This is a genomic window from Mongoliitalea daihaiensis (assembly GCF_021596945.1).
GTDB lineage: Bacteria > Bacteroidota > Bacteroidia > Cytophagales > Cyclobacteriaceae > Mongoliitalea > Mongoliitalea daihaiensis.
The window spans coordinates 1,811,780-1,837,316 of the sequence record NZ_CP063779.1 but is presented as its reverse complement, the minus strand read 5'-3'; the positions used below and the strand labels follow the sequence as shown (position 1 = coordinate 1,837,316).

General features: G+C 40.8%; 21 protein-coding genes. 13 read left to right on the top strand and 8 right to left on the bottom strand.

The window, feature by feature from the left end; genetic code table 11:
• Together IPZ59_RS07815 and bshC are read right to left on the bottom strand one after the other, a co-directional pair.
• Nucleotides 1-579 carry a 5-formyltetrahydrofolate cyclo-ligase gene (locus tag IPZ59_RS07815; RefSeq protein WP_236139310.1) on the bottom strand — a complete coding sequence of 193 codons (579 nt, stop codon included), beginning with the start codon at nt 577-579 and terminating at the stop codon, nt 1-3.
• Entirely contained in the window at nt 563-2,140 is a 1,578-nt protein-coding gene (gene bshC / locus IPZ59_RS07810) for a bacillithiol biosynthesis cysteine-adding enzyme BshC (protein ID WP_236139309.1), read from the bottom strand. The genes IPZ59_RS07815 and bshC overlap by 17 nt, the downstream gene beginning before the upstream one ends.
• Nucleotides 2,141-2,291: 151 nt before the next feature.
• On the opposite strand from bshC, the gene IPZ59_RS07805 reads away from it, so the two are divergent.
• The 6 genes from IPZ59_RS07805 (at nt 2,292) to IPZ59_RS07780 (ending at nt 9,248) form a co-directional block, all read left to right on the top strand.
• Nucleotides 2,292-4,511, top strand: coding sequence for a heavy metal translocating P-type ATPase (locus IPZ59_RS07805; protein ID WP_236139308.1), 2,220 nt, complete (start codon nt 2,292-2,294; stop codon nt 4,509-4,511).
• A gap of 357 nt (nt 4,512-4,868) precedes the next feature.
• Complete coding sequence (locus IPZ59_RS07800) at nt 4,869-5,069, top strand: heavy-metal-associated domain-containing protein (protein WP_236139307.1); 201 nt, start codon at nt 4,869-4,871, stop codon at nt 5,067-5,069.
• A 130-nt stretch (nt 5,070-5,199) separates the two neighbouring features.
• Nucleotides 5,200-6,438 (top strand): M16 family metallopeptidase, encoded by a 1,239-nt coding sequence (locus IPZ59_RS07795; protein ID WP_236139306.1) that lies wholly within the window; start codon nt 5,200-5,202, stop codon nt 6,436-6,438.
• Between the two features lie 15 nt (nt 6,439-6,453).
• Nucleotides 6,454-6,933, top strand: a complete 480-nt coding sequence (gene ispF, locus IPZ59_RS07790) for a 2-C-methyl-D-erythritol 2,4-cyclodiphosphate synthase (RefSeq protein WP_236139305.1) — start codon at nt 6,454-6,456, stop codon at nt 6,931-6,933.
• A gap of 1 nt (nt 6,934) precedes the next feature.
• Nucleotides 6,935-7,618, top strand: coding sequence for a tRNA (5-methylaminomethyl-2-thiouridine)(34)-methyltransferase MnmD (gene mnmD / locus IPZ59_RS07785; protein WP_236139304.1), 684 nt, complete (start codon nt 6,935-6,937; stop codon nt 7,616-7,618).
• Between the two features lie 478 nt (nt 7,619-8,096).
• Complete coding sequence (locus IPZ59_RS07780; RefSeq protein WP_236139303.1) at nt 8,097-9,248, top strand: DUF4221 family protein; 1,152 nt, start codon at nt 8,097-8,099, stop codon at nt 9,246-9,248.
• An 850-nt stretch (nt 9,249-10,098) separates the two neighbouring features.
• Here the strand turns inward: IPZ59_RS07780 and IPZ59_RS07775 are convergent.
• The 4 genes from IPZ59_RS07775 to IPZ59_RS07760 form a co-directional block, all read right to left on the bottom strand.
• Entirely contained in the window at nt 10,099-11,064 is a 966-nt protein-coding gene (locus IPZ59_RS07775; RefSeq protein WP_236139302.1) for a 6-bladed beta-propeller, read from the bottom strand.
• Between the two features lie 612 nt (nt 11,065-11,676).
• A complete protein-coding gene (locus tag IPZ59_RS07770; protein WP_236139301.1) occupies nt 11,677-12,285 on the bottom strand; it encodes a trimeric intracellular cation channel family protein in 609 nt (202 codons plus the stop codon).
• Complete coding sequence (uvrA, locus tag IPZ59_RS07765) at nt 12,285-15,110, bottom strand: excinuclease ABC subunit UvrA (protein WP_236139300.1); 2,826 nt, start codon at nt 15,108-15,110, stop codon at nt 12,285-12,287. The genes IPZ59_RS07770 and uvrA overlap by 1 nt, the downstream gene beginning before the upstream one ends.
• 51 nt (nt 15,111-15,161) lie before the next feature.
• Nucleotides 15,162-15,749, bottom strand: a complete 588-nt coding sequence (locus IPZ59_RS07760) for a VTT domain-containing protein (protein ID WP_236139299.1) — start codon at nt 15,747-15,749, stop codon at nt 15,162-15,164.
• 1,457 nt (nt 15,750-17,206) lie between these two features.
• On the opposite strand from IPZ59_RS07760, the gene IPZ59_RS07755 reads away from it, so the two are divergent.
• From IPZ59_RS07755 to crtD, 5 genes are all read left to right on the top strand, one after another.
• On the top strand, nt 17,207-17,719 hold the full coding sequence (locus IPZ59_RS07755) for an FKBP-type peptidyl-prolyl cis-trans isomerase (protein ID WP_236139298.1): 513 nt from the start codon (nt 17,207-17,209) through the stop codon (nt 17,717-17,719).
• Nucleotides 17,720-17,739: 20 nt separating this feature from the next.
• Nucleotides 17,740-18,771, top strand: coding sequence for a Gfo/Idh/MocA family oxidoreductase (locus IPZ59_RS07750; protein ID WP_236139297.1), 1,032 nt, complete (start codon nt 17,740-17,742; stop codon nt 18,769-18,771).
• A 47-nt stretch (nt 18,772-18,818) separates the two neighbouring features.
• Nucleotides 18,819-19,235 (top strand): outer membrane insertion C- signal, encoded by a 417-nt coding sequence (locus tag IPZ59_RS07745; RefSeq protein WP_236139296.1) that lies wholly within the window; start codon nt 18,819-18,821, stop codon nt 19,233-19,235.
• A 132-nt stretch (nt 19,236-19,367) separates the two neighbouring features.
• Nucleotides 19,368-20,834: a glycine--tRNA ligase gene (locus tag IPZ59_RS07740; RefSeq protein WP_236139295.1), complete on the top strand. Its 1,467-nt coding sequence runs from the start codon at nt 19,368-19,370 to the stop codon at nt 20,832-20,834.
• Between the two features lie 136 nt (nt 20,835-20,970).
• On the top strand, nt 20,971-22,437 hold the full coding sequence (crtD, locus tag IPZ59_RS07735; protein WP_262912282.1) for a 1-hydroxycarotenoid 3,4-desaturase CrtD: 1,467 nt from the start codon (nt 20,971-20,973) through the stop codon (nt 22,435-22,437).
• Here the strand turns inward: crtD and IPZ59_RS07730 are convergent.
• On the bottom strand, nt 22,430-23,059 hold the full coding sequence (locus IPZ59_RS07730) for a class I SAM-dependent methyltransferase (RefSeq protein WP_236139294.1): 630 nt from the start codon (nt 23,057-23,059) through the stop codon (nt 22,430-22,432). The genes crtD and IPZ59_RS07730 overlap by 8 nt on opposite strands.
• Entirely contained in the window at nt 23,049-23,942 is an 894-nt protein-coding gene (locus IPZ59_RS07725) for a patatin-like phospholipase family protein (RefSeq protein WP_236139293.1), read from the bottom strand. Before IPZ59_RS07725 ends, IPZ59_RS07730 begins: the two co-directional genes overlap by 11 nt.
• A 60-nt stretch (nt 23,943-24,002) precedes the next feature.
• On the opposite strand from IPZ59_RS07725, the gene IPZ59_RS07720 reads away from it, so the two are divergent.
• Nucleotides 24,003-24,425, top strand: coding sequence for a VOC family protein (locus IPZ59_RS07720; protein ID WP_236139292.1), 423 nt, complete (start codon nt 24,003-24,005; stop codon nt 24,423-24,425).
• A gap of 299 nt (nt 24,426-24,724) precedes the next feature.
• Nucleotides 24,725-25,534 (top strand): alpha/beta fold hydrolase, encoded by an 810-nt coding sequence (locus tag IPZ59_RS07715; protein WP_236139783.1) that lies wholly within the window; start codon nt 24,725-24,727, stop codon nt 25,532-25,534.
• Nucleotides 25,535-25,537: the final 3 nt, after the last annotated feature.

The window sequence follows — 25,537 nt, the reverse complement described above, 5'->3', positions numbered from 1 at the left end:
TTAACTGGTAAAATAACTAACGCCTTGAGGGTAAATGCAGGCATCTAACGGAATATCATGCTCCTCTACAGGAATAGACTCAATGGGGGGAAATAAGGAAATCCCCAATTTATATACATCAGAGGAAGATACTTGCGAAAAAAATTGATCGTAGTACCCCTTCCCGTACCCCAAACGGTTGCCTGCCTTGTCAATTGCCAATAAAGGCACCAACACGAGTTGAAGATTGTGGGCGAGAATAGGTTGCTGATCTGCCGGAAAGGGAATTCCTTTCTTGTCCAACAAAACTTCAGATCCAGGCAAAAAACGAACTGTGTCCATTTGATCTTTCTCATAATTCATTTGAGAAGTGTACACCTTATAATCCAACGACCAGAGATATTCGATCAATAGATAACTGTCTATTTCCTGATTTCTTTTCATTGGAATAAAAACATGCACATGCACTCGCTCTTGATGATTTTCTAGGAACTGCTTAAATAAAGCAAACACTTTCTGAGAACTATCCGCAAGTTCTTCAGGTGTCAAAACGCTGCGTTTCTTCCTAAAATGATTTCTAATATCAGCCTTCGTCTCCATCTTGGCTTAACACTATGAATTTAAAGTCCAAAGGGTCGAATGTATCAAACAATTGTTCTATAAATGTATCATCTCCTAAGTAAAATTTCAGGAAATTCTCCAACCGCTCTTGAGGTGTTCCTCCGGGATACATATGAGCGGCTATGTCTTCTCGCATTCGGATTTCCTGTGCATGCTTCCGCTCTTCAGCCTTCCGCAGCTTGGTAGACATCTGATCCATGATTTTCAAAGCACGCACACGCGCAGCTTCAAAAGAAGCATGCAAGGTCTGATCCAAGGTAACCGCAGTATCACGCGCCTGCTCAAAAATTGTTTTTAACTCAGCTCGCTCTTTCTCTAAAAAAATATCTGTCTGCGCATGATTTAGGATGTATTGCTTTTTCCAATCAATCACTGACTGAAATAGATCAGCTTCAGATAAACCCAATTTTTCTTTTTTCTTTATAATTTTCGCATCCAACACAGCTGCAAAATTTCTCGGCATCACTGCAGGGAAAGCTTCTTCAAAATGATCAAAAACTGTCTTCAACTGCAACCAATACACCATTTCAGCGGGCCCTCCGATGTAAGCTAGATTGGGTAATATCATTTCTTGATACAGCGGGCGTAAGACTACATTGGGGCTAAACTTTTCAGGGGACTCTGCTACTACTCGAAGGATTTCTTCTTGCGTAAACTTAAGATCGGTATTCAATACATGGTAGAAATCTTCTACCTGCTCAATTCTTTCCCGGAGTCCCTTGTCAGTGTAGAAGAAATTGATCTCTCGTGGGAAAATCTGCGATTTATACCCTAACGTTTCCAGTTTTGCGGTTTGCTCAGTCGATTTTTGGTAGGCGGTATGGTTGGTCAAATCATCCACTATAACCTTATGAAAAAAACTGCGCAATGAAGCCTCTTTCCCATCTACAATCAAAAGCCCTTTTTCCCCAAATAAATGATGGACATATTTTCTTCCAGCCTCTGCAAGGGTTTGGGAACCTAAATAAGCATCTTTAAAAAATTCTGGAGCGAAGTGAGAAACGGTTTTAAAGAAATTTTTAAAAGTCTCATCCAATTGAAAATCTCCCACAGAACCAGTTTGATCAGAATTCCACTGGTATTTTTTGCCATCCAACTTAAAGTAATTGATTTCATCAAAGTCATGATCCTCCGATGCCAGCCAATAAACAGGCACAAAATGATACTCTGGATAGGCTTTTTTGAGCTGCTCTGCTAGATTGATTGTCGTGACAATTTTGTAAATGAAGTAAAGGGGCCCGGTAAATAAATTCAATTGATGCCCAGTGATTACGGTAAAAGTTTTCTTGGAACGCAAGGATTCTATTTGACTGAGGGTAAGTTCACTCGTAGCTATTCCTTGATACTGCCGATGAAGCACATCTGCCAAGACATCTCGCTTGTCTTGGGAAAAGTTTTTTTGCTGGATAAGCGATGAAAAGTTTTCTAGGCTAGGAAAAAAACTGTAAAATGGCTTTAATTCAGGTTTTTGAGCAAGGTAATCCAAAAAAAGTTGTGAGAACTGACCTGTACAGGAAGGCTCAACCGTGGCTTTCTTCATGGAATTAGTGATTGGATGATGTCTGGTTTTTAAATACTAATGGATAAAACTTTTTACTCCCTCACAAAGTTCGGGCAATCCGAGATTTTACAAGAGTGGCATGCCTAGTGTTTAATAATATCCAAAATTATATAAATCTCTTGAGCTTTACATGTCTTATTTTTGTAAGATGAATGATCGATTGATGAAGAAACAAGAAATACCGGTTATGGGTATGAGTTGTGCCGCCTGCGCCCTCAGTGTAGAAAAAACACTGCAGAAGCAGGCAGGAGTAAAAAGTGTTCAAGTGAATTATGCCAATCATGCTGCTTGGGTGGAATGGGAAGAGGACAAGGTTAGCTTAGAAAGCTTACGTGATTCGGTGGATGAGGCGGGCTACGAGTTATTAATTGATGACATACTTCGGGAAGATCTGGAAAAAATGCATCAGAATGCTTTTGAACAGCTAAAAAAAAATACCATAATGGCTGGAGTATTGGCCTTTCCTGTATTTGTCATTGGCATGTTTGGTATGCACTGGCCTTTCGCAAATTGGATAATGTGGTTACTGACTACCCCTATTTTATTGGTCTTTGGCAGACAGTTTTTCACCCATGCATATAAGTTAGCCCGCGTGCGCCAAGTGAATATGGACACCTTGGTAGCACTGAGTACGGGAATAGCCTATGTGTATAGCACCTTTAATACTTTCTACCCCACATTTTTAAATAGCCGTGGTTTAGATGCACATGTATATTTTGAAGCAGCAGCAGTCATCATCTTCTTTATTCTGTTGGGTAAAACCATGGAAGCATCAGCCAAAGCAGGAACTGGGCAAGCTATCCGTCAATTGATGGATTTACAACCTAAGATGGTCACCTTAGTAAAAGATGGAAAAGAGATGGAATGCTCCATTGAAGAAGTCCAAAAAGGAGATTTCATCCGCATCAAGCCTGGGCAAACCATCCCTGTAGACGGAGTGGTAACCAACGGAAGCTCGTATGTGGACCAAAGCATGTTAACAGGTGAACCTGTCCCAGTCCTCCGGAATATCAACGACCAGGTTTTTGCAGGGACTATCAATCAACAAGGAAGCTTTATTTTTGAATCCACGGCTGTAGGAAAATCAACCTTATTGGCTACCATCATTGAAAGCGTAAAAAATGCCCAAGCATCCAAGGCTCCTGTGCAAAAATTGGTAGACAAAGTAGCTAGTATTTTTGTTCCTACGGTAATGGGGATTGCCCTCCTCAGCTTTTTGATCTGGGGATTTTCCGGGGTAGACGATTCATGGCTGAGAGGCATGTTGGCATTTATCACCGTCTTGGTCATTGCATGTCCTTGTGCTTTGGGTTTGGCAACCCCTACTGCTATTACAGCCGCCATGGGTAAAGCTGCCCAACTAGGGATTTTAATCAAAGATGCTGAGACCTTGGAAAAAGGAACTCAGATTGACACACTGGTTTTGGATAAAACCGGTACGATTACCGAAGGGAAACCTCATGTGGCTGGAAGCTGGTGGGCTAAAGAAGCAAGCAAACAGGACAAACAAGCCATTTATACACTAGAAACCTACAGCGAACATCCGCTTGCCATAGCATTGGTAGAGCATTTGCAAGAAATGGAGAGCATTCCACTTAATTCGTTTGATAGTATCACGGGTAAAGGCTTGATTGGAAAAACAAACGATCATACATATAAAATAGGTAATCAAGCGTGGGGGGGTGGTGAATCTAAAAGTATCACAGGCGCAATTCAGAATTTAGAACAAACTTACCCTACCGCAAGCTTGATTTATGCCAGCAAAGATGAGCAAGTAATCGCTTGTTTTGCAATTCAGGATCGTATCAAATCAACCAGTAAAGTTGCTATTGAAGCCATGCAAGCCTCCGGATTGGAAGTCCACATGCTCACAGGAGACCAAGCCAATACAGCCCAAGCAGTCGGGGAAGAAGTAGGTATCCTTTACATTCAATCGGGAGTACTTCCTCATGAAAAAGGCGAATACATCAAACAATTGAAAAGCAAAGGCAAAAAAGTGGCCATGGTTGGGGATGGGATCAACGACTCAGAAGCCTTGAGTTTGGCGGATGTTTCTATAGCCATGGGAAAAGGCTCTGATTTAGCCAAAGAAGTTGCCGCTATCACTTTGATACATGGAGATTTAAGCAGCATCCCGACAGCCTTGCAGTTGACCAAAAAGACGGTTCGCATCATCCGTCAAAATCTCTTTTGGGCATTTATCTACAATATCATTGGAATTCCTGTTGCCGCAGGCTTGTTATATCCATTCTTTGGCTTTCTCCTCAATCCCATGCTTGCAGGGGCAGCCATGGCCTTGAGTTCGGTATCAGTGGTGACAAATAGCCTTAGGATTAGAGGTATTGGGTGAAGGTGAAAAGATGAAGGATGAAGCGAGAAGCGAGAAGCGAGATACTAGTGAAATATGCTAACACGAGATAAAATTGAAATATGCCTCTACCTGTAATAGACAGGTTCGGCGATATATTGGTGGCATGTAAATAAGAAAATTATTCTTAAGAAAGTCTCAAGTAATTCCAGGACGAGATAAGTTCTGTGCTAATCTGAGAAATCTGTGGACTTAAAAAATATCGTGAACATCCATGAGCCATGCAAATAAATGATTCTGGAAAATGCAAAAAGAAGTAAATCAGGTTATTAAAAATAATCAATATAAAATAAAACTTCATGTCATTCGTGAAATTAGTGGACCTAAAAAACAAAAACTATGATTCAATTAAAAACAAATGTGAAATGTGGGGCTTGTGTAGCTGCCATCACACCGGAAATGGAAAAACTAAGCAACATCGAATGGTCTGTAGACCTTAAGAACCCCGATCGAATCCTTACGGTGGAAGGTGATGCTTCTGCTTTGGAAGTAGTGGAAGCCTTGAAGAAGGCAGGCTATCAGGGAGAACCCATTTCCTAAACAAATCCCATAAAAATTCTATTTATTTCTTAGCTTTGGCAGGCCCATGGTGAGCGTAGCTTATCGTGGGCCGTCTTGGCATTTTTACGATAGCGCTCCTATCGTATCTCTTCAATTTTGGCAACAAGTAATGATCACATACGAACAGTTTTTCTTAGACAATGGACTTCAGGTACTGGTACATCGGGATCCGAGTACAAAAATTGCCGTCTTCAACATGCTATACAAAGTCGGTTCAAGAAATGAAGTATCCGGAAAAACAGGTTTAGCCCACTACTTCGAACACTTGATGTTTGGGGGCTCACAACATGTCCCAAGCTTTGATACAGCCTTGGAAAAAGTAGGTGGCAGCTGCAATGCCTTTACCAACACGGACATCACCAACTATTACATGACACTGCCTGCAGTGAATTTGGAGACCGCTTTTTGGCTCGAATCCGATCGGATGATGTACCTCAATCCACAGGAAAAAACCATCGAAACCCAGCGAAAAGTAGTAATTGAAGAATTTAAGCAGCGCTACTTGAATCAGCCCTATGGGGATGCCTTTCATCACATGCGGGCCTTGGCTTATGAGACCCATCCGTATCAATGGCCAACCATTGGTAGAACCATCGAAGATATTGTCAATTACCAAAAGGAAGACGTAGAAGAATTTTACTGGACCCATTATCGCCCTGATAATGCCGTGTTGGTAGTAGCAGGCGATGTAACGACGGACCAAGTACAAAAACTGTCTGAAAAATGGTTTAGTGGCATTCCGAAAGGCAGCATTCAGCGTCTTGGTATTCCGAGAGAACTTCCGCAAAGAGGTAAAAAAACAAGAGTTATTGAAGCAGATGTGCCCACAGATGCTTTATATAAAGCATATCATATGCCTGCTAAACTTCAAGAAGGCTACTTAGAGGCAGATTTGATTACAGATATCATTGGCTTCGGACGATCTTCTTTGCTAGAGCAAACCTTGGTCAAAAATTCAGATATATTCGCTTCAATAGGAGCTTATATTTTGGGCACAGTGGATCCTGGCTTGTTGGTTTTTTCTGGGAAACTGGAAAAAGGAAAAACTGCTGAAGAAGGAGAAAAAGCTTTGGATGAAGTTGTCAAACAGTTTTTGCAAAAACCCATTGAAGAAACCATCCTTCAAAAAGTAAAAAATCAGGCGGAAGCTATGAAGACGTATGAATCTGTTCAGTTATTGAATAGGGCTATGAGTTTGGCCTACTATGCACACTTGGGAGATGTGAATCTTTACCAAACAGAATACGAAAAGAAAAGAGCTATCCCTTCCCAAGACATTTTGAACTGGGGACATACACTATTAGGAGAGGATAACGCCTCCACAGTTTATTACAAAGCAATTTCATAAAGCATTAAATATCATATGAATTTTAGAATAGGATTTGGCTATGATGTACATCAACTGAGAGAAGAATATGACTTTTGGTTGGGTGGTATCAAATTGGAACACGAAAAGGGAGCTGTAGGCCATTCAGATGCAGACGTATTGATTCATGTCATCTGTGACGCACTTTTAGGCGCAGCCAACATGCGGGATATTGGCTTTCATTTTTCAGACAAAGATCCCAAATACAAAGGAATAGATAGTAAAATCCTGTTGCGAGAAGTGATGAAGCTCCTTCGTGATGCAGGTTATGAAATCGGAAATATTGATACAACCGTTTGCTTACAAGTACCCAAATTAAATCCCCATATCCCAACTATGAAATCATGTCTAGCAGAGGTCATGGGTCTAGAAGAAGGGGCCATCTCCATCAAAGCCACTACTACGGAGCAATTAGGCTTTGTAGGCAGGGAGGAAGGCGTGTCAGCCTATTGTGTAGCACTGATTTACAAAAAGTGACATGAGCAGGAAGGTAAAAATCATCACCACAGAAGACGGTTCACATTCCTTGTTTGTACCAGAGATCAATGAAACCTACCACTCCTTTCATGGAGCCTACAGGGAATCTGTACATGTCTTTATGCTCTATGGCCTAGAAGCGTGGTACATGCGCAACCCCAACAAATTCCCTATTCGAATTTTCGAAGTGGGTTTTGGTACTGGTTTGAATGCTTGGTTGAGTTTGGTTTGGGCAGAACAATACAAAGTTCCGGTACTCTATCATACAATAGAGCCTTTTCCTTTGCAGGAGGAAATCTTCAAACAACTGAATTATACAGAGGTTGATGATAGCATTTATCATTATGCACCATTTTTTCAAGTATTGCACGAAACTAAATGGAATCATGGAGATATTGTGAGCGAATATTTCAATATGAAAAAGGATGAAGTAACCTTGGAAGAGGCTGTTTTATATCCTAGCGATGTGATTTTTTACGATGCTTTCGCCCCCAACAAACAACCTGAGCTTTGGACAAAAGAGATGCTTTCCAAAGCCGTTGATACCCTCAATCCAGGAGGTATACTCGTAACCTATTGTGCCAAAGGCCAACTGAAACGTGATCTAAAAGAACTTGGACTCCAAGTAGAAACCCTGCCAGGACCTCCGGGTAAGAAAGAGATGACGAGGGGGTGGAAAGTGTAATAGGGATATTAGTGGATATTAGTTGATATTAATTGAGATATTTCGTTTACAAAATGAAATAAGGTGGAAATAAAGTAGAAATAATTGGGAGAGTGGGATATTGGTAGATATTTGTTGATATTGATCGATATTTTTTGATACTGGTTATCCCCAGAGGATTGAAATAAGGTGGAAATAAAGTTGAAATATGGTAGAAATAAATGGGAGAGAGATATTAATTCATGCGTGGAAAAGACCTGGCAGGTTTTAAAAACCTGCCGGGTCTTTCTCGTTGATAAATAGCTACTTATTTTTATTTCTATTTTTGAACCTATCATTAGGATGGTCTTTCACCCAAGCTAATTTTGCATCTTCTTGCACTCGTGACGTTGTTCGGTGCGACCGTTGCGTGAACCCTCAGCCGAATTAGTTTTTTTAACAAGACCAATTGTTGGAAAATTATTGATAAATCTCTAGTTTTCGAACTAAATTTAGGACTATGAGATTACTATTCATTTGCTTTTTAGCCAGTTGGGTTCTTTTTTCTTGCGGAAGCAAAGAATCAGAACAAAAAATTGATTATTCTTCTATAAGCTTTTCCGTCGATACGGTCATGGTTGATCCAGGAGAGGAGATCTTGAATTTAAAATACGGACTCTTTGTCTCAGATATGACTCCCGACAAACAATTCTTGTATCTATGGGATCCTGACCAAAATAAAGTCAATGAAATAGATTTAAATGCCCTGGAATTACGGAATCAGTACCCATTTGAAAAAGAAGGCCCTGACGGCGTTGGCAATACTTTTATCAATGTGTTGGCTCTTGTCGATAATAATTTCGTGATTGGTGGTTTTGGTAGTCGTGGATTATTTTCCAAGGATGGAAAGAAACTCCAAGATTTGCGCATCAAATCTGAAGAATTTACTGGGGATAGCTTGGACGTAGGAAGAGATTATGACTCCAAGCCAATTATCTTAGAAAATGGTTCTATGATGGTGGGCTTAATGAATAATTGGATGGCCGGCACCTTCGACTTGGTGAAAACTGATTTTAATAAGAAAACCATTAAGAAACTCACATTTCCAGGCATCGAAGAACTCCCGGATTACAAAATTATCCTGCGAGGAGATATGATGGTATCTATTACAGGTTCGGATAAAAACCTCCGAAGAGTAGGTTCTCGAGCCATTTTCAGTAATTCCTCCTATGCTGACTTGTATGTATTGGATATGGACTCCGATAGTATACGGCAAGTAAGCTACACCCCCACCCTCACCAAATCCCGAAAAAAAGGAGGGTATCCCGATGAAGTGGAAACCGAAAAGGCAATGGAAGAACTACGAGAAACGATTTATGAAGAAATCAATTTTCTAGCACCCATTTGGGATGAGGAAAAAAAGGTATTCTATCGCTTTTCATACACCTCCGATAAAAACCCCTCTTATTCACCAGATGTTGAGGATTCTCCCAAATTCAAAAACCGCGTTTACCTGACTGTCTTAAACGAAAACCTCGAGCTCATAGGAGAGTCCTATTTGGAAAAACTCGACTTCACCCCTCACAGTGCATTTGTAAAAGACGGAATGATTTGGTCCTATTTGAATGTGGATGATGAATTAGCATTTCGAAGAATCAAACTGAATTTATAAGCGTCCACTTAAAAATTGATATATCCTCAGGCTGTCCCTGAATCTTCGAGGTCTTGCAGACCTCGAAGATTCAATCCCCTTTCTGTGGATTCTGCGCCTCCCGCAAGCCCAAGTTTGCGACAGCAAACCCATCTGTGTTAATCTGTGAATATCAACATTTAAATCTGTGTCAAAAAATCATCTAGCTAGACAAGATAGCAGCAATCCTTTCCCTTAGTTCAATATCGATTTCAGTTAAAATCATTTGGCTACTTCCCAAGATGCTTGAATTTTAAACTTTTTCCAGTGTCAAGCGCAAATTCTGCGAGAACTATTGGTTAACATTCCTACATCAGTGGCAAACCTTCGAGGCCTCCTAGACCTCAAAGGTTCAATTCCCCTTCCTTTCCGTGGATTCTGCGCCTTCCGCGAGCCCAAGTTTGCGACAGCAAACCCATCTGTGTTAATCTGTGAATATCAACATTTAAATCTGTGTCAAACAATCATCTAGCTTGACAAGATAGCAGCAATCCCCTCCCCTAGTCAACCATCAATATCCATTTCTATTAAAATTATGAGGCTACTTCCCAAGATGATTGATTATTAAACTATTTTCAGTGTCGAGTCCAAATTCTGCGAGAACTATTGGTGAACTTTCCTGCATCAGTGGCAAACCTTCAAGGTCTCCAAGACCTCAAAGGTTCAATTCCCCTTCCTTTCCGTGGATTCTGCGCCTTCCGCGAGCCAAAAATATCCCAATAGTCAATAAATTACTTCAATTTCACGATTCCGATAATTGGGTTTTGTTCTTCATTTGCCACATCAGCATAAGTATCTGTCTTCACATAGTAAAATGTATCAGTACTGGCATCTAGCAAATTAAGGACAACCACATCCCCTTCATCATCCAACGGCCCACCTTTGAAATTAAATCCCTTTGAGGTATTTCTGTCATAAAAAAAAAATGAATATCGTTAGCCTCCTTATAATAGTGAGCACCCAAATAGTTGGCTGTTGAAAAAATATTGGCAATCCAATATTTTTTGATACCCTTCTCATCTACATGTGGCTCAGCAAAACGTAATTTAGCGTAAGGAACTACCGTATTAGCTGCAAGTTGAAAAATTGTATCCCGTAAAAAACCCTCATTTGTAGCTACTGGAGCATAGATAAACGTATTTAATCCATCTGTACTAATAAATTTGTTATAGCCCAAAATACTTGCTTGCCTGTCTTTTCTCACCACCCTCCTTAGTGGAATTGTATCCAAACTAGCAAAATTTTTGTCCAAAACGTAGAGGGATGTCTCAGTCGCATACCCCTCCTCCACTGGTATTTCATAGGCATTCGAAACAACATAAATGTTGTTATTTTGAATAGATAAATTGCTGATATAGTAATCCAAAGTAAATTCATCTATCAGTTGAAAATCGAAACTGTACACCAATACTTTTTTAGAAGATACCACATAAAATTTTCTTGAATCCTCATCCTTGGCAAAAGCCGAAATAAATCTATGTTCACCAGGACCTTCCCCTTTTTTCCCTACAGCATTTACAAAAAGCCCATCTTGGTCGAAAATTAATATTCTGGAATCATATGTAATGACAACAAAATAGGAATCAATCGTTACCACTTCCTTAATAGTTGTGATCAACGCATCTTCATGATTTTCAAGCGATATTTTAATGACTGATGCTGAAATATCACTCAATGCAAGCTCTTTTTCAGTATTTTTAGTAACGTCAATAGTCAATAACCCTGATACCTCAGCCTTTTTACAAGAAGCCAAAAGCATCACAAAAACAATCAAAAGCTGTATCCTTATACCCTTCATTTTAAGTAAAGTATTAAAAAAATATAGATTCGATATCATCGCACCAAAAAATCTTTTATCTTTTTTTGTAGACTATTTAAGTCATTAGGCTTAAAAAAGTCTCTTTGAGCACAAAATCTACGAAGAGCGAAAGACCTCAAAGGTTCAATTTCCCTTTCTTTCTGCGGATTCCGCGCATTCTGCGAGCCCAAATTTGCGACAGCAAACCATCTGTGTAAATCCTTGCAAATCAACATTTAAATCCGTGTCTAAAAATCATCTAGCCGGACAAGACATCAGCGCTACGCCCCTCTAGTTCTCCTTCTATATCAATTTCTACGAAGATCATAAGGCTACGCCCCTAGATGTTTGATTTCTAAACTTTTTCAGTGTACACTGCCAATTCCGCAAGAACTATTGGTGAACATTCGTGCATCCGTGGCAAACCTTCGAGGTCTAGAAGACCTCAAAGGTTCAATTTCCCTTTCTTTCTGCGGATTCCGCTTCTTCCGCGAGCCAAAAAAACATTAGTGTTATTCGTGTAATCCGTGGACATAAAACCTTCGAGGTCTAGAAGACCTCAAAGGTTCAATTTTCCCGTCTTTCCGTGGATTCCGCGCCTTCCGCGAGCCCCTAATCCAGTCTCGGCAAGCTTAACTTAAACTTCACTGCTAAGATCCGGATGGTAAAAATCAACGACCCTGAAATAATCAAATTCCAATCCCGCTCAATTCCCACATAATTCAAAATCAGATACAAAATCGCCCCTGCCAAACATGCGGAGGCATACACTTCTTTTCGGAATAAAATGGGGATTTCATTGACTAAAGTATCCCGTATAACCCCTCCCATCACAGCAGAAAACATCCCCATAATAGCTGCAATCTCTGGCCTAACCCCCAACGAAAGCGCTTTTTCAACGCCGAGTACTGTGAAAAGTGCGATTCCCAAGGTATCAAACAAAAACATGGTTTTTCGAAGCTTCAACATGATACTTGGGAAGATAAATGCTGTCAGGACTCCCGCCAAAATCGCATATAATACCCAAATGTCCCCTACCCACACCAATGGATAAGCACCCAATAACATATCCCTCAAGCTACCTCCACCAATGGCCGTTATAAAGCCCGTAAATCCAGCCCCAAATACATCATGCTCTTTATCCCGAACAGCCAATGCTCCAGAGATGGCAAACACAAAGGTTCCTAAAAGCTCAAAGGCATATTGAAGGTTAAATTCCATCAGCGATCAAAATTGATGGTCTCTCGCAAGTAGTGCGCTGTGTAATTGTCTTGGGCGGTTAGCATAGCCTCGGGTGTTCCTTCGAAGCAAAGATTACCACCACGCTCTCCTCCTTCAGGACCTAAATCAATGACCCAATCAGCCGCTTGAATGACTTCCGTATTGTGCTCGATAATGATTACCGAGTGCCCTTGATCGATTAAGGCTTGGATGGAATGCAAAAGTTTGCGGATATCATGAAAATGAAGCCCCGTAGTAGGCTCATCAAAAACAAAGAGGATATGGTCTCCCGCCTTCGTTCCACCTTTTCCAAGAAACGAGGCTAATTTTACCCGTTGGGCTTCCCCGCCCGAGAGCGTATTGGAAGACTGCCCCATCCCCACATAACCCAATCCTACTTCCTGTAAAGGTTGTAAGCGGTTGATGATTTGTGTTTTTCCTTTGAAAAAATCCATTGCTTCATCGATGGTCATCGCCAATACATCCGAAATATCTTTATCCTGATACTTGATATCCAAGATTTCATTCTTAAATCGTTTGCCTTTGCAGCTCTCACAAGTCAGGTGAATATCGGCCATAAACTGCATTTCAACCGTCACAGTGCCCTCTCCCTGACAAGCCTCGCATCTCCCTCCATCCACATTGAAAGAGAAAAAGGCAGGCTTATACCCTCGCTGCTTGGCCAAAGGCTGATCTGCAAATAGCGCCCGCACAGCGTCATAAGCCTTGACATAGGTTACTGGATTGGAACGACTGGATTTACCTATAGGATTTTGGTCAACAAATTCCACTTGGGTGATTTTCTTGTGATCGCCCTCCAGCTTATCAAACTTACCCGTTTCTTCCAATACGGTCCCCAAGGTTTTACCCAAAGCAGGATATAGTACTTTTTTTATAAGCGTGGATTTTCCCGAACCAGAAACACCTGTCACCACGGTTAGGGTATTCAGAGGGAATTTCACTTGTAAATTTTTCAGGTTGTTTTCTCGGGCACCTTTGACCAAAATAAAATCTTTCCACTTTCGCGGATTTAGTTTGTCGAGAATTTTCTCCTCTCCTTTCAAATACCTAGCGGTATGGGTTTGAGCACTGGAAAGCAACTCCTGCAGATTTCCTTGAAAAACAAGTTCACCTCCCAACACCCCAGCATCAGGACCGATATCAATGATTTGATCTGCGGCACGCATGATTTTTTCCTCATGCTCCACGACTATAACCGTGTTGCCTAAATCTCTCAGTGTCTTCAGTACTTCGATCAGTCGATCGGTATCTCTCGGATGTAGCCCAATGCTTGGTTCATCCAAAATATACATGGAACCTACTAGTGCAGAACCCAAGGAAGTGGCTAGTTTAATTCGTTGATACTCCCCACCGGATAAAGAAGAGGTGAGGCGGTTTAAGGTAAGATAGCCTAAACCAACTTTGTCAATATATTCCAGTCTGTTGGAAATTTCTTTTAGTAATCTTTTGGCTACTTTTTCTTCCTGAGGAGTCATTTCCAATTGCTGGAAGAAAGCATAAACCTTTTCTATCGGCAACAGGACCAAATCGGTAATTGATTTACCTCCGATTTTCACATAGGAAGCATCCTTTCGTAAGCGTGTTCCTCTACAATCCGGACAGGTAGTTCTTCCTCTAAACCGGGAAAGCATCACGCGATACTGGATTTTATGAGTTTTGGACTCCAAATCTTCGAAGAATGCATTCAGCCCTTTAAAGTGTGAATTTCCGGTCCAAAGTAATTCCTTTTCTGCTGGACTGAGATCTTCATATGCACGATGGATAGGAAAATCAAAGTAGATGCCTTTTTTCACTAAAGGCTCCAACCATTTGCCTGTGCTTTCTCCTCTCCACGGTGCAATGGCGCCTTCAAACACGGACATGCTTTTATCAGGGATCACCAAATCGGGATCAATACCCAATACTGAGCCAAAGCCTTCGCAGGTTTTACAAGCTCCATAAGGATTATTGAAGGAAAAAAAGTTAACCGAAGGCAACTCGAATCCCATTCCATCCAATTCAAATTTATCAGAAAAGGTGCGGGTGACTTCCCCTGGCACCGTGATCGTACATTCTCCATGCCCCTCAAAAAAAGCTGTCTGCACCGAATCAGCAATTCTGAATTGGTTGTCTTCATCCTCCTTTTTGACCGAGGCTCGGTCGATCAAGATATCAATAGTTCCTTTAGGAATATCCTTATTTTCAAGTAAGTCCTCTACAAAATACGCCTCTCCATCGATCAAAATTCGAGTATAACCTTTCTGAAGGAGCAATTCCAATTCTTGCGCCAAGGTACGCCCAAAAGGGATCTGCAAAGGACAGGAAATCATCACCTTTTGACCTTCTTCAAAACTTAAGACAAAGTCCACTACATCAGTCACAGTATGGTGTTTGACTTCATCACCGCTGATTGGGGAGATGGTTTTGCCTATTCTACTGAAAAGTAATTTGAGGTAATCGTAGATTTCTGTGGTAGTACCGACAGTAGAGCGAGGATTTTTAGTCGTGACCTTTTGTTGGATAGCGATGGCGGGAGAGACTCCTTTGATGTACTCCACGTCAGGCTTTTCCATTCTGCCCAAAAATTGTCGAGCATAAGAACTCAAAGACTCTACGTACATCCGCTGTCCTTCGGCAAATAAGGTGTCAAAGGCAAGGGATGATTTACCTGAACCAGATAGTCCAGTCACTACCACCAATTTATTTCGGGGAATTGCCAAACTTACCCCCTTCAAGTTATTGACGCGGGCATTTTTGATAATGATATATTCTTTGGGATCTAACTGATCGATCTGATCTACAGGAGTAGCAATGGTAGCATTCATAACGGGCAAAGTTACCCATTCAACACATGAATTGGTAATTTGTTGGTGAAATTACTGTTGGATTTTATAAAGCACATAGGCATAGACGAAAAAACGCAGGATCCTGAAAAGACTGTTGAGCAAGTATTTTTTTTGAGAAATGCCGCTGGAACCAGCTAAAAGTGCAATTGCTGAAAATGGCAATGGGCTGATCGAGGCCACAATTACCATGTAAGCTCCATATTCTTTGATGAGTGCAAGATTTTTTCGGATAAATCGGTTATTTGCATGCTCTAAATCATAGCGCTTGGAAATTGCTCTTCCTAAGTTAAAATTGATCCACCCAGCCCCGTAGGAGATGACGGATAACACGAGAATGGCTAAATAATAGGGTCCCAAACTTTTGGTCTCCAATGCCCAAAGCATGAAGATCTCGGGTGGAACTATACCAAAAAGATGTTCGGAAGTAACAAAAACCAGCATCACCAAAGTCGGATTATTGTAAATCGCACCAAACCATTCTTCTCTCGTCTCTGGACCAATCAGATGTCGAAGTATAAAAAATATCCCTACCAAGATCCCAAGAAAGAAAAACCCCTTCCCAACTTGATAAAGCATAAATTTGGTCTTTTGAGACGCAGTTGGTTGCCAAATTTTCATGGATGAATATAGTGTGTTTTTGATAGGGAAAAAAGAGAATTAAATTCGCAGTGTAGACAAGTAGGTTTTTGGCAGAGGTGATGAGGCGCAAATCAATTTTCATCATTCCATGAGGGTTTCAAGCAACGGGCATAGCCCTGTTGTCTTCATAGCATGGATTTTTGATGGTGGTACGAGAAGCGCGTAGCGCTGATGTCTTGTCCATTGATCACTATTCCAATGAAGATCAATGCAAAACGAAATAATCACAACATCTAAAATTTTACGCAGTAGCTCCAAGATATCAGGGCTGACGCCCCTCTGATTCCATTCTACCCCTATTTTTCTACGAAGACCGCAGGGCTAACGCCCCTGGTAGAAATTGTACCTTAAAGCAGAGCTCAATTCTTTTCGGAATCCTATTTTTTTACCCAAATAATTGATAATAATTTGATTATATGATATTGCAATTAAAAAAAAGGGGGCAAGGGGCGTAGCCCTGTTATCTTCATAGCATGGATTTTTGATGGTGGTACGAGAGGCGCGTAGCGCTGATGTCTTGTCCATTGGTCACTATTCCAATGAAAATCAATGCAAAACGAAATAATCACAACATCTAAAATTTTACGCAGTAGCCCCTAGATATCAGGGCTGACGCCCCTCTGATTCCATTCTACCCCTATTTTTCTACGAAGACCGCAGGGCTAACGCCCCTGGTAGAAATTGTACCTTAAAGCAGAGCTCAATTCTTTTCGGAATCCTATTTTTTTACCCAAATAATTGATAATAATTTGATTATATGATATTGCAATTAAAAAAAAGGGGGCAAGGGGCGTAGCCCTGTTATCTTCATAGCATGGATTTTTGATGGTGGCACAAGAAGCGCGTAGCGCTGATGTCTTGTCCATTGGTCACTATTCCAATGAAGATCAATGCAAAACGAAATAATCACAACATCTAAAATTTTACGCAGTAGCCCCTAGATATCAGGGCTGACGCCCCTCTGATTCCATTCTACCCCTATTTTTCTACGAAGACCGTAGTGCTAACGCCCCTATTAGGGACAAACAAAATAATTTCGAGATAATTCTCAATGGGAAGGATTGACACCACAACCCTATTGATGGGCTTTGTTGGAAATTATCTCCAAAGATTAGGTTAAATCAGTCATCTCCGCAATAGTTTCCAAATAATATGAAACACATTAAACAGCTATTTATCAGTGATCAGACCCGGCAGGTTTTAAAAACCTGCCGGGTCTGATCTGCATTTCTACCTTATTTCTTTTCAAAGAGCAATAGCAGAATATCAAAAAATATCCATCCATATCAATAATATCTCTTCCTCTGATTATTTCAACTCTTATTTCTATATTATCTCAATCAAGGGGATATTTCTTATTATCAAGATATCAACCAATATCCCCCATTTCCTTATCTACCGAGATTTTAGTAATCTTGTACTCTCAACACATCATCATGAAAATAGAAAAAAATAAAGTTGTAGCCGTAAGTTACGAGCTGCATGTAGACGATGGGGAAACTGGTATGGTGTCCTTTGAAAAAGTTGACAAAGACCAACCCTTCTACTTTTTATTCGGAACAGGCCATGTGCTGCCTGCTTTGGAGCATGCGTTGGAAGGCAAAGAAGTTGGCGACTCATTCGATGTATTCATCGATTTTGAAAACGGATATGGAGACTACGACGAAAATAAAAAAGTCATCATCCCTAAAGCTAATTTCAAAGAAAACGGTCAAAAACAAAAAGACCTGTTGAAGGTAGGGAAAGTTATCCCCATGCAAGACGATCAGGGCAATCAGCTGCGGGGAGAAATCATCAAAATTGACTATAAAGGGGTGCATATGGACTTCAATTCTCCCTTGGCTGGCTTTGACTTACATTTCAAAGGTGAAATCGTTTCTATCCGCGATGCTGAACCGGAAGAAATTGATCATGGACACGTACACGGTCCGGGTGGCCATCATCATTAACTTCCTACAATAAACAATATATGTCAGTTATAAGAGTTGGTTTAGTGGGTTTTGGCTCAGTGGGTGAAAAATTTCATGCACCGTTGATCAGTGTTTGCCCCATGCTTCAGTTAACCGCGGTGGTAGAGCGAAACAGCACCCGTTCTCAGGAAAAATATCCAGAAGTTGAGGTATTTAAGAGCTTAGAAAAACTCTTAGAAGCGGATGCTGCTGACTTACTAGTCATAGTCACCCCCAATGAATTTCATTACTCCCAAGCGAAAATGGCATTGGAGGCAGGAAAGCATGTGGTTGTAGACAAACCAGTCACCGTCCATTCCCACGAAGCAGAAACATTACATGGCTTAGCTCGAGAAAAGGGGCTCATACTTTCCATATTCCAAAACCGACGATTGGATGGAGATATCCGCACGGTTCAGAAGTTGTTGCAAGAAGGCACTTTGGGCAGGATTGTTCATTTTGAATCCCACTTTGACCGATTCAGGCCTGATTTGGCCGATAACTGGAGAGAAAAAGAAGTGCCCGGTAATGGGATCACATACGATCTGGGAACGCATTTGATTGATCAGGCTGTACTATTGTTTGGGAGACCAACCGCTGTACAGGCCACAATTTTGAAGCAACGCCAAAATGCCGTTGCGGATGATTTTTTTGACATCACCCTACACTACCCAGGTATTCATTGCCGACTGACAGCTTCCTGTATGAGTAATGTGCCGATGATGAAATTTCTTGTCCTTGGTGAAAAAGGCAGCTACATCAAATACGGTTTGGATGTGCAAGAAAAAGCCCTGAAAGAAGAGCGCTTACCAGAAGGTCCGAACTGGGGATTAGAATCAGCAGAAGCGTGGGGACAATTACACTTAGCTCACGCACAAATGTCTTACCCTACTGAAAGAGGCGACTACCGTATTTTCTATCAAAATGTTGCAGATGCTATTCACGGAAAAGCATCATTACTTGTAAAAATGGAAGAAGCCATCTTGGTTTTGAAAATTATTGAAGCTGTTTTTGAAAGCAACCGAACCGGGCAGCGAATAGGTATAGAATAGTTTGGTCTAGAATTTGCAACTATAGCAAAAAACCAACTATTTAATTTATGAAAAAATTATTTGTGTTCACATTCCTTTTCGTAAGTGGACTGACCATTCAGGCGCAGGCACAGATTGCAGCCGGAATTCAGCGCTTGAGTTCTGCTACCTTTGCAAGTATTGGAACAGATCCTGACAATCAGATCTTCGGAGAAGCCAGGCTGTCTACAGGTAGAAATGTAGGGATTGAAGGGACCTTCGGCTACAATTTTATCAAAAGGGATGAAGTAAACTTTTACTCCGGATTCCATATCGGTTCTGAGGGAGATAGAGATGGATTTTACTTAGGGGTTCCACTCGGACTATTGGTAAAGCCATTCAATTCCAAAAACATTGGCATCTCTATGGAAGCAAGTCCAATTTTCCCCAATGAGCGGAGAAATTATTTACGGGCAGGCCTTGGCCTTAAATATACATTCCGTTAATTAATAACGCAGTCAATAATTCATAAAATCCTTTCATCATTCCTACATGAAAGGATTTTTTTATGCCATTTTTTGAGGATTAGGCAAGACCTTTATCTTGCTATTCAGTCATTTTACTTATTTTTGCGCCCTATGGCAAAGAACGAACAAACTGCGGAAAACGCACAATTGAAAGATATCATTGCACATGCCAAAGAATACGGCTTTGTGTATCCATCCTCTGAGATTTACGATGGACTTCAGGCGGTCTATGACTTTGGACCGTACGGAGTAGAATTAAAAAATAACCTCAAGCGTCTTTGGTGGGAGACGATGACTCGACTCAACGATAACATCGTAGGGTTAGACTCGGCCATTTTTATGCACCCAACTACTTGGAAAGCCTCTGGTCACGTGGATAGTTTCAACGATCCCATGATCGACAACAAAGATTCCAAAAAACGCTACAGAGCCGATGTGTTGATCGAAGATAAGGCCGCTCAATATGAGAAAAGCGGAGATCAAGAGCGAGCGCAGAATTTATTAAATGCGATGGCTCGCTTACTCGAAGCAGAGGATTTGACTGGTGTTCGCGAACTCATCATCAATGAGGGAATCACATGCCCTTTGTCCGGTACTACCAACTGGACAGAAGTTCGTCAGTTTAATTTGATGTTTTCTACCCAAGTGGGTTCTGTAGCGGAGGACGCTTCCACCATCTACTTGAGACCTGAGACAGCACAAGGTATTTTTGTCAATTTCTTGAATGTGCAGAAAACCGCTCGAATGAAAGTTCCCTTCGGTATCGCACAAATCGGTAAGGCCTTTAGAAACGAGATTGTAGCTAGACAATTCATTTTCCGTATGCGTGAATTTGAACAAATGGAGATGCAATTCTTTGTTCGCCCGGGCTCCGAGCTAGATTGGTACAAGCAGTGGGCTGCAACCCGCATGCAGTGGCACAAGGCTTTGGGTATACCAGAAGAAAAATTAAGAAGACATGACCATGAGAAGCTGGCGCACTATGCCAATGCGGCCATGGATATTGAGTTTGAATTCCCATTTGGTTTCAAAGAAGTGGAGGGTATACATTCCAGAACTGACTTTGACTTGAAGAGCCATCAGGAATACTCCAAAAAGAAACAGCAGTATTTTGACCCGGAAATCAATCAAAACTACATTCCTTACGTCATCGAAACTTCCATCGGTGCAGACCGCCTGTTTTTGATGACCATGTGCAATGCGTATGTGCATGAAAATGTTGATGGAAAGGAGCGCACTTACTTAAAATTCCATCCTGCGATTGCACCTGTAAAAGCTGCCATTCTTCCATTGACCAAAAAAGATGGTCTGCCTGAAAAGGGCCAAGAAATCATCAACTTGTTGAAGTACGATTTCAACATTGTATATGAAGATGCTGCTTCCATAGGAAAACGCTATACCCGTCAGGACTTGATTGGTACTCCTTTCTGTATCGCAGTAGATCATCAGACCCTGGAAGACAACACGGTTACGATCCGTCACAGAGACACTACCGAACAAGAGCGTGTAGCCATTACAGACCTGCATCAACGCTTGAGTGAGGCTTGTAGCTTCCGCAGAATATTTGAGAAGTGCTGATTAAAGTCAGGCTTTTAAAAATGAACCCTTTCCAGTTTTTATTGGAAAGGGTTTTTATTTTTGAGCGCTGGGATGTGGATTCGCCTGGAAAGCAATAAACATTTCAATGGGGTAATGGTGTTTGACAAGTAAAAGCATTGAAGTGAAAAAAGTAATCGTAATCGGAGCTGGAATTGCAGGAATTGCCTCATCTATCAGAATGGCATGTAAAGGTTTTGAAGTGACAGTGTTAGAATCGAATAGCTACCCAGGAGGTAAATTATCAGAATTTCAACTGGAAGGCTATCGGTTTGATGCAGGCCCTTCACTGTTTACCTTGCCGGAGCAAGTAGAAGAATTATTCCGATTAGCAGGTAAAAATCCTTCTGATTATTTTCAATACACCAAATTGCCCGTGGCCTGTCACTACTTTTGGGAAGACGGCAAGCGGGTGCAGGCCTATGCAGACCTAGAAAAATTTGCAGCAGAAGTGGAAACACAGCTTGGCGAACCAAAAGAAAATATCCGTACAGCCTTAGATACATCTTCTTTTATCTATGAGCATTTGGCACCATTATTTATGCATCGTTCCCTGCATCGCTGGGAAACATGGCTCAATGCGCAGGCGTTGAAATGCTACCTGAAGTTGGGGAAACTAGGTATTTTCAACACCATGCACAAGGCCAACCAAGCCCAATTCAAGCAAGCTAAAACTGTACAACTCTTCAATCGCTACGCTACCTATAATGGTTCCAACCCTTACGAAACACCTGCGACATTGAATATTATTCCCCACTTGGAATTCAACATTGGAGCCTACTTTCCCCGCAAGGGCATGTTTGACATCACCAATAGCCTATACAAACTCGCACAAGACTTAGGTGTGCAGTTTGTTTTTAACACCAAAGTGGAAGAAATTTTAGTAGAAAAAAAACAGGTCAAGGGGGTGAAAACAGCAGATAATAGCTATCCTGCACATATTGTCATCAACAATATGGACATGGTCAATGCCTACAAGACTATCCTTCGCAAGCAAAAGCAACCAGAAAAATTACTCAACCAACCCAAATCCTCTTCTGCTTTGATTTTCTATTGGGGTATCAAAAAGGAATTTCAAGAGCTGGATCTTCATAATATTTTATTCAGTGAAGATTATCAGGAGGAGTTTAACCACATTTTTAACAAAGGAAGCATCTATCATGACCCTACCGTGTACATCAATATCACTTCTGTGTATAAAAAAGATGATGCACCGGTGGGCTGTATGAATTGGTTTACCATGATCAATGTCCCCAATAACCAAGGACAGGATTGGGATCACATGATAGCCGAAGCGCGCAAAACCATCATGCAAAAAATCAATCGGGTTCTCCAAACTGACATAGAACCATTAATTGAAGTAGAGCAGGTCTTAGAACCACGAACCATTGAATCCAAAACATCCTCTGCCAATGGCGCATTGTATGGGAACAGCTCCAATAATCGTTACGCAGCGTTTATGCGACATGCCAATTTTTCTTCTGATATCCACAATCTCTACTTTGTAGGGGGGAGTGTACATCCAGGAGGAGGGATTCCCTTGTGTTTGTTATCAGCAAAAATTATGGGAGAGATGGTTAAATAAAACTATACCCTTTCTCAAACACCAATACTCCCATGGCACGCTGCCCATGAACCAACACTGATTTAGGAGCTTCCACATATGAAAGCGGAAATGTTTCCAACAACGTGTTCAAAAGATTTTCCTTGAGAACGAATCGCTCTGATCCATCGGGCAATACATACACTCCATCTCCTAAATGAGGAGCCTTGGCTAGTATTCCCCCCGCGTCTGTACACATCCGAAGAAAAAATAAGCCTCCTGGCTTTAACACCCGCAAATGCTCCGCAAACATCTGCATAAACGCTTCTTCAGAATCTGCAAAATGAAGTACTGCCGAACTAATAACCGCATCAAATGCAGCGGGATGAAAAGGAATCTCACGCGCATCCCCTTCCTGAAAACGCAATAAATCGTACTCAGGCTGAATACTTCGAGCGTAGACCCTTGCCATTTGAATAGCTGTAGGATTCGGATCAATCCCGAAAACCTTGTAACCTTCCCGCAAGAAATAAATGCAATTTCTTCCTTCTCCACAGCCCACATCCAAGATATTCATCTCTTTTTTAAAGCGTCCTTTGAGGATTTGATCCAATAAATAAATATCAATATTTCCCAACAAGTGGTTGAGCTCTTCAATTCCCATATTCAAATGTTTCTATCGCGTTTTTCATTTTTTCCTTCCCAATCTGAATAAGCTCAGCAGCCTTCTCAAATTCCAAGGTACCTGCTTGGTCCCGGGAAATTTCTATGAGGATATCCACTTTATGCTTTTCCAAAACTAGCTCAGACAATTTATCCTGTAGCAGATCGAAAGAATAGTTTAATAAATCGACGAAGCCCATACCTTTATGTATTTCTTCTTTAGCTTCATCTTTGAAATAATTACTGAATTTCTTTTTATAATCTTTCATCCACCGTGGTAGTTGAATCGATTCCTTTGATTTGATTTTTTCAATTTTCATAAAAGTATCTTTGGGGCCATTGAGGTCAACAGCTACCATAAGATCCCCCAACTCCTTGTCAGGAATTATATCAAATGGCAAAGGATTTAAAATACCACCATCAATATATTCTTGATTCCCAATTTTAGCTGGCGTCAAAACCGATGGAATAGATACAGACGCACGAATGGCATCATACAAACTACCTGAATGAAAAACCCTTTCTTCCCCACTTGGGATCTCTACAGCTGTGCAATAAAAAGGTATCTGCAAGGACTCTATATCACAATCTTCAATAAGTTTTTTTAACTCCCCAAAAACCTTCTCTCCCTTAATAAATCCACGGCTGGAAAAGGTGAAGTCCATTAATGAAAAAACATCTACTCTATCCAAGTTACAAATCCAATCTTTAAATGTTGGAAGATTCCCAGTTGCATAGATACCACCGATCAAAGCTCCTGCAGAGCAGCCTGCGATGGAAACAATCTCATAGCCTGCTTCTTCCAACGCCTCGATAGCTCCAATATGAGCCATCCCCCGAGCCCCACCACTTGATAATACCAATGAAACAGTTTTCTTACTCATTTGTAAAAGTGCTTTTTATAAGTGGAAAATTTAACGGATTTTTGTCAAAAATAAGGAATTATGAATCAATTCAAGCCATTTCATTTAGCATTTCCCATTCGGGATATCGAAGAAACAAGAGCCTTTTATGGGAATCTTTTAGGATGTGACATCGGGAGAAGTACCGACAAATGGATAGACTTCAACTTTTTCGGGCATCAACTTTCCGCACATGTAAAACCTGAAGAGCTTGCACAAGCACAAGCCAATGAGGTGGATGGAAAATACGTTCCCGTCAGGCATTTTGGTGCAATCCTACCTTGGGAGGAATGGCATGAGCTTGCTGATAAACTTAAATCTCATGGTATTCAATTTATCATCGAACCCTATATTCGATTTCAAGGGGAAGTTGGAGAGCAAGCTACTATGTTTTTCTTGGATCCGGCAGGCAATGCGTTGGAGTTTAAGTCATTTCAAGACCCATCACAGATTTTCACAAAATAGTCAATCGCTATTTTGATTATTATTGATAATTTATTCTAATGGTTTGCCAAAAAATAGCTATAAATAGAATATTATTTCAAAAATAGCCAATTTGAAATCTGCCAAAAATGAACTCAAACTGTCCAATTTTGATTATTACTCATAAAAAACAGGTTCAACAAAAAATTGAAACCACTAAAATCTTATTCCTGCCACCTATAAACATGCATGTTTCAAGGGATAGGAAAAGGCTGTAAATTACCATTTAATAACTTTCTGTATCAGGTCCTAGTTATACCCGCAAAGCAATGAATAAAGGAATGTTGTATTATAAAACATACAAGCATGCTTCTAGCGTGGAGTGGGTAGTATTTATCCATGGGGCAGGTGGTTCATCTTCTGTTTGGCACAAACAAATCCGAGAATTCAGAAAAGAATTCAATCTTCTCTTAATTGACTTGAGAGGCCACGGAAAATCTGCCAATTCTTTTAAAAATTTATTTAAGGAAAAGTATACCTTCCCTGCTGTTACAAAAGATATCATTGAAGTTTTAGATCATTTAAAGCTCCCCCCTGCCCATGTCATAGGGGTTTCATTAGGCACCATACTTGCGCGGCAACTAGCTGAATTAGCACCTGAAAAGGTGAAATCCATGGTCATGGCTGGAGCTGTAACCCAGTTAAACCCTACCTCTCGCCTCTTGGTTTTTCTAGGAAATACCTTCAAAAGCATTCTTCCATACATGTGGCTGTATCAATTGTTTGCTTTTGTAATCATGCCCCGTAAAAATCACTCAGAGTCCAGAAATCTATTTGTACGAGAGGCGAAGCGCTTGTGCCAAAAAGAATTTATCCGATGGTTTAAGCTCACCAAGGATATCAATCCTTTGCTACGCTATTTTAAGGAAAAAGATATTCAAATCCCTACTTTATACATTATGGGGGATGAGGATATCATGTTTTTAGAACCCGTTAAAAAAATTGTAAAAGAACACCGTACGGCATTTTTAAAAATCATCCATAACTGTGGGCATGTGGTCAATGTAGAACAACCAGAAAAATTCAACGAATTATCTCTTCAATTCTTAAAAAACTTAAATCAACCCTATCATCAACGTTCTTTGAACTAGCTA

Coding starts and splice junctions, on each gene's coding strand:
- IPZ59_RS07795 (WP_236139306.1), top strand. CDS start 5,200: ATGATCACATACGAACAGTTTTTCTTAGACAATGGACTTCAGGTACTG.
- IPZ59_RS07815 (WP_236139310.1), bottom strand. CDS start 579: ATGGAGACGAAGGCTGATATTAGAAATCATTTTAGGAAGAAACGCAGC.
- IPZ59_RS07725 (WP_236139293.1), bottom strand. CDS start 23,942: ATGAGTAAGAAAACTGTTTCATTGGTATTATCAAGTGGTGGGGCTCGG.
- IPZ59_RS07755 (WP_236139298.1), top strand. CDS start 17,207: ATGAAAATAGAAAAAAATAAAGTTGTAGCCGTAAGTTACGAGCTGCAT.
- IPZ59_RS07730 (WP_236139294.1), bottom strand. CDS start 23,059: ATGGGAATTGAAGAGCTCAACCACTTGTTGGGAAATATTGATATTTAT.
- IPZ59_RS07715 (WP_236139783.1), top strand. CDS start 24,725: ATGTTGTATTATAAAACATACAAGCATGCTTCTAGCGTGGAGTGGGTA.
- bshC (WP_236139309.1), bottom strand. CDS start 2,140: ATGAAGAAAGCCACGGTTGAGCCTTCCTGTACAGGTCAGTTCTCACAA.
- IPZ59_RS07750 (WP_236139297.1), top strand. CDS start 17,740: ATGTCAGTTATAAGAGTTGGTTTAGTGGGTTTTGGCTCAGTGGGTGAA.
- IPZ59_RS07745 (WP_236139296.1), top strand. CDS start 18,819: ATGAAAAAATTATTTGTGTTCACATTCCTTTTCGTAAGTGGACTGACC.
- IPZ59_RS07770 (WP_236139301.1), bottom strand. CDS start 12,285: ATGGAATTTAACCTTCAATATGCCTTTGAGCTTTTAGGAACCTTTGTG.
- IPZ59_RS07805 (WP_236139308.1), top strand. CDS start 2,292: ATGTCTTATTTTTGTAAGATGAATGATCGATTGATGAAGAAACAAGAA.
- IPZ59_RS07720 (WP_236139292.1), top strand. CDS start 24,003: ATGAATCAATTCAAGCCATTTCATTTAGCATTTCCCATTCGGGATATC.
- IPZ59_RS07800 (WP_236139307.1), top strand. CDS start 4,869: ATGATTCAATTAAAAACAAATGTGAAATGTGGGGCTTGTGTAGCTGCC.
- mnmD (WP_236139304.1), top strand. CDS start 6,935: ATGAGCAGGAAGGTAAAAATCATCACCACAGAAGACGGTTCACATTCC.
- IPZ59_RS07740 (WP_236139295.1), top strand. CDS start 19,368: ATGGCAAAGAACGAACAAACTGCGGAAAACGCACAATTGAAAGATATC.
- IPZ59_RS07775 (WP_236139302.1), bottom strand. CDS start 11,064: ATGAAGGGTATAAGGATACAGCTTTTGATTGTTTTTGTGATGCTTTTG.
- IPZ59_RS07780 (WP_236139303.1), top strand. CDS start 8,097: ATGAGATTACTATTCATTTGCTTTTTAGCCAGTTGGGTTCTTTTTTCT.
- uvrA (WP_236139300.1), bottom strand. CDS start 15,110: ATGAATGCTACCATTGCTACTCCTGTAGATCAGATCGATCAGTTAGAT.
- ispF (WP_236139305.1), top strand. CDS start 6,454: ATGAATTTTAGAATAGGATTTGGCTATGATGTACATCAACTGAGAGAA.
- IPZ59_RS07760 (WP_236139299.1), bottom strand. CDS start 15,749: ATGAAAATTTGGCAACCAACTGCGTCTCAAAAGACCAAATTTATGCTT.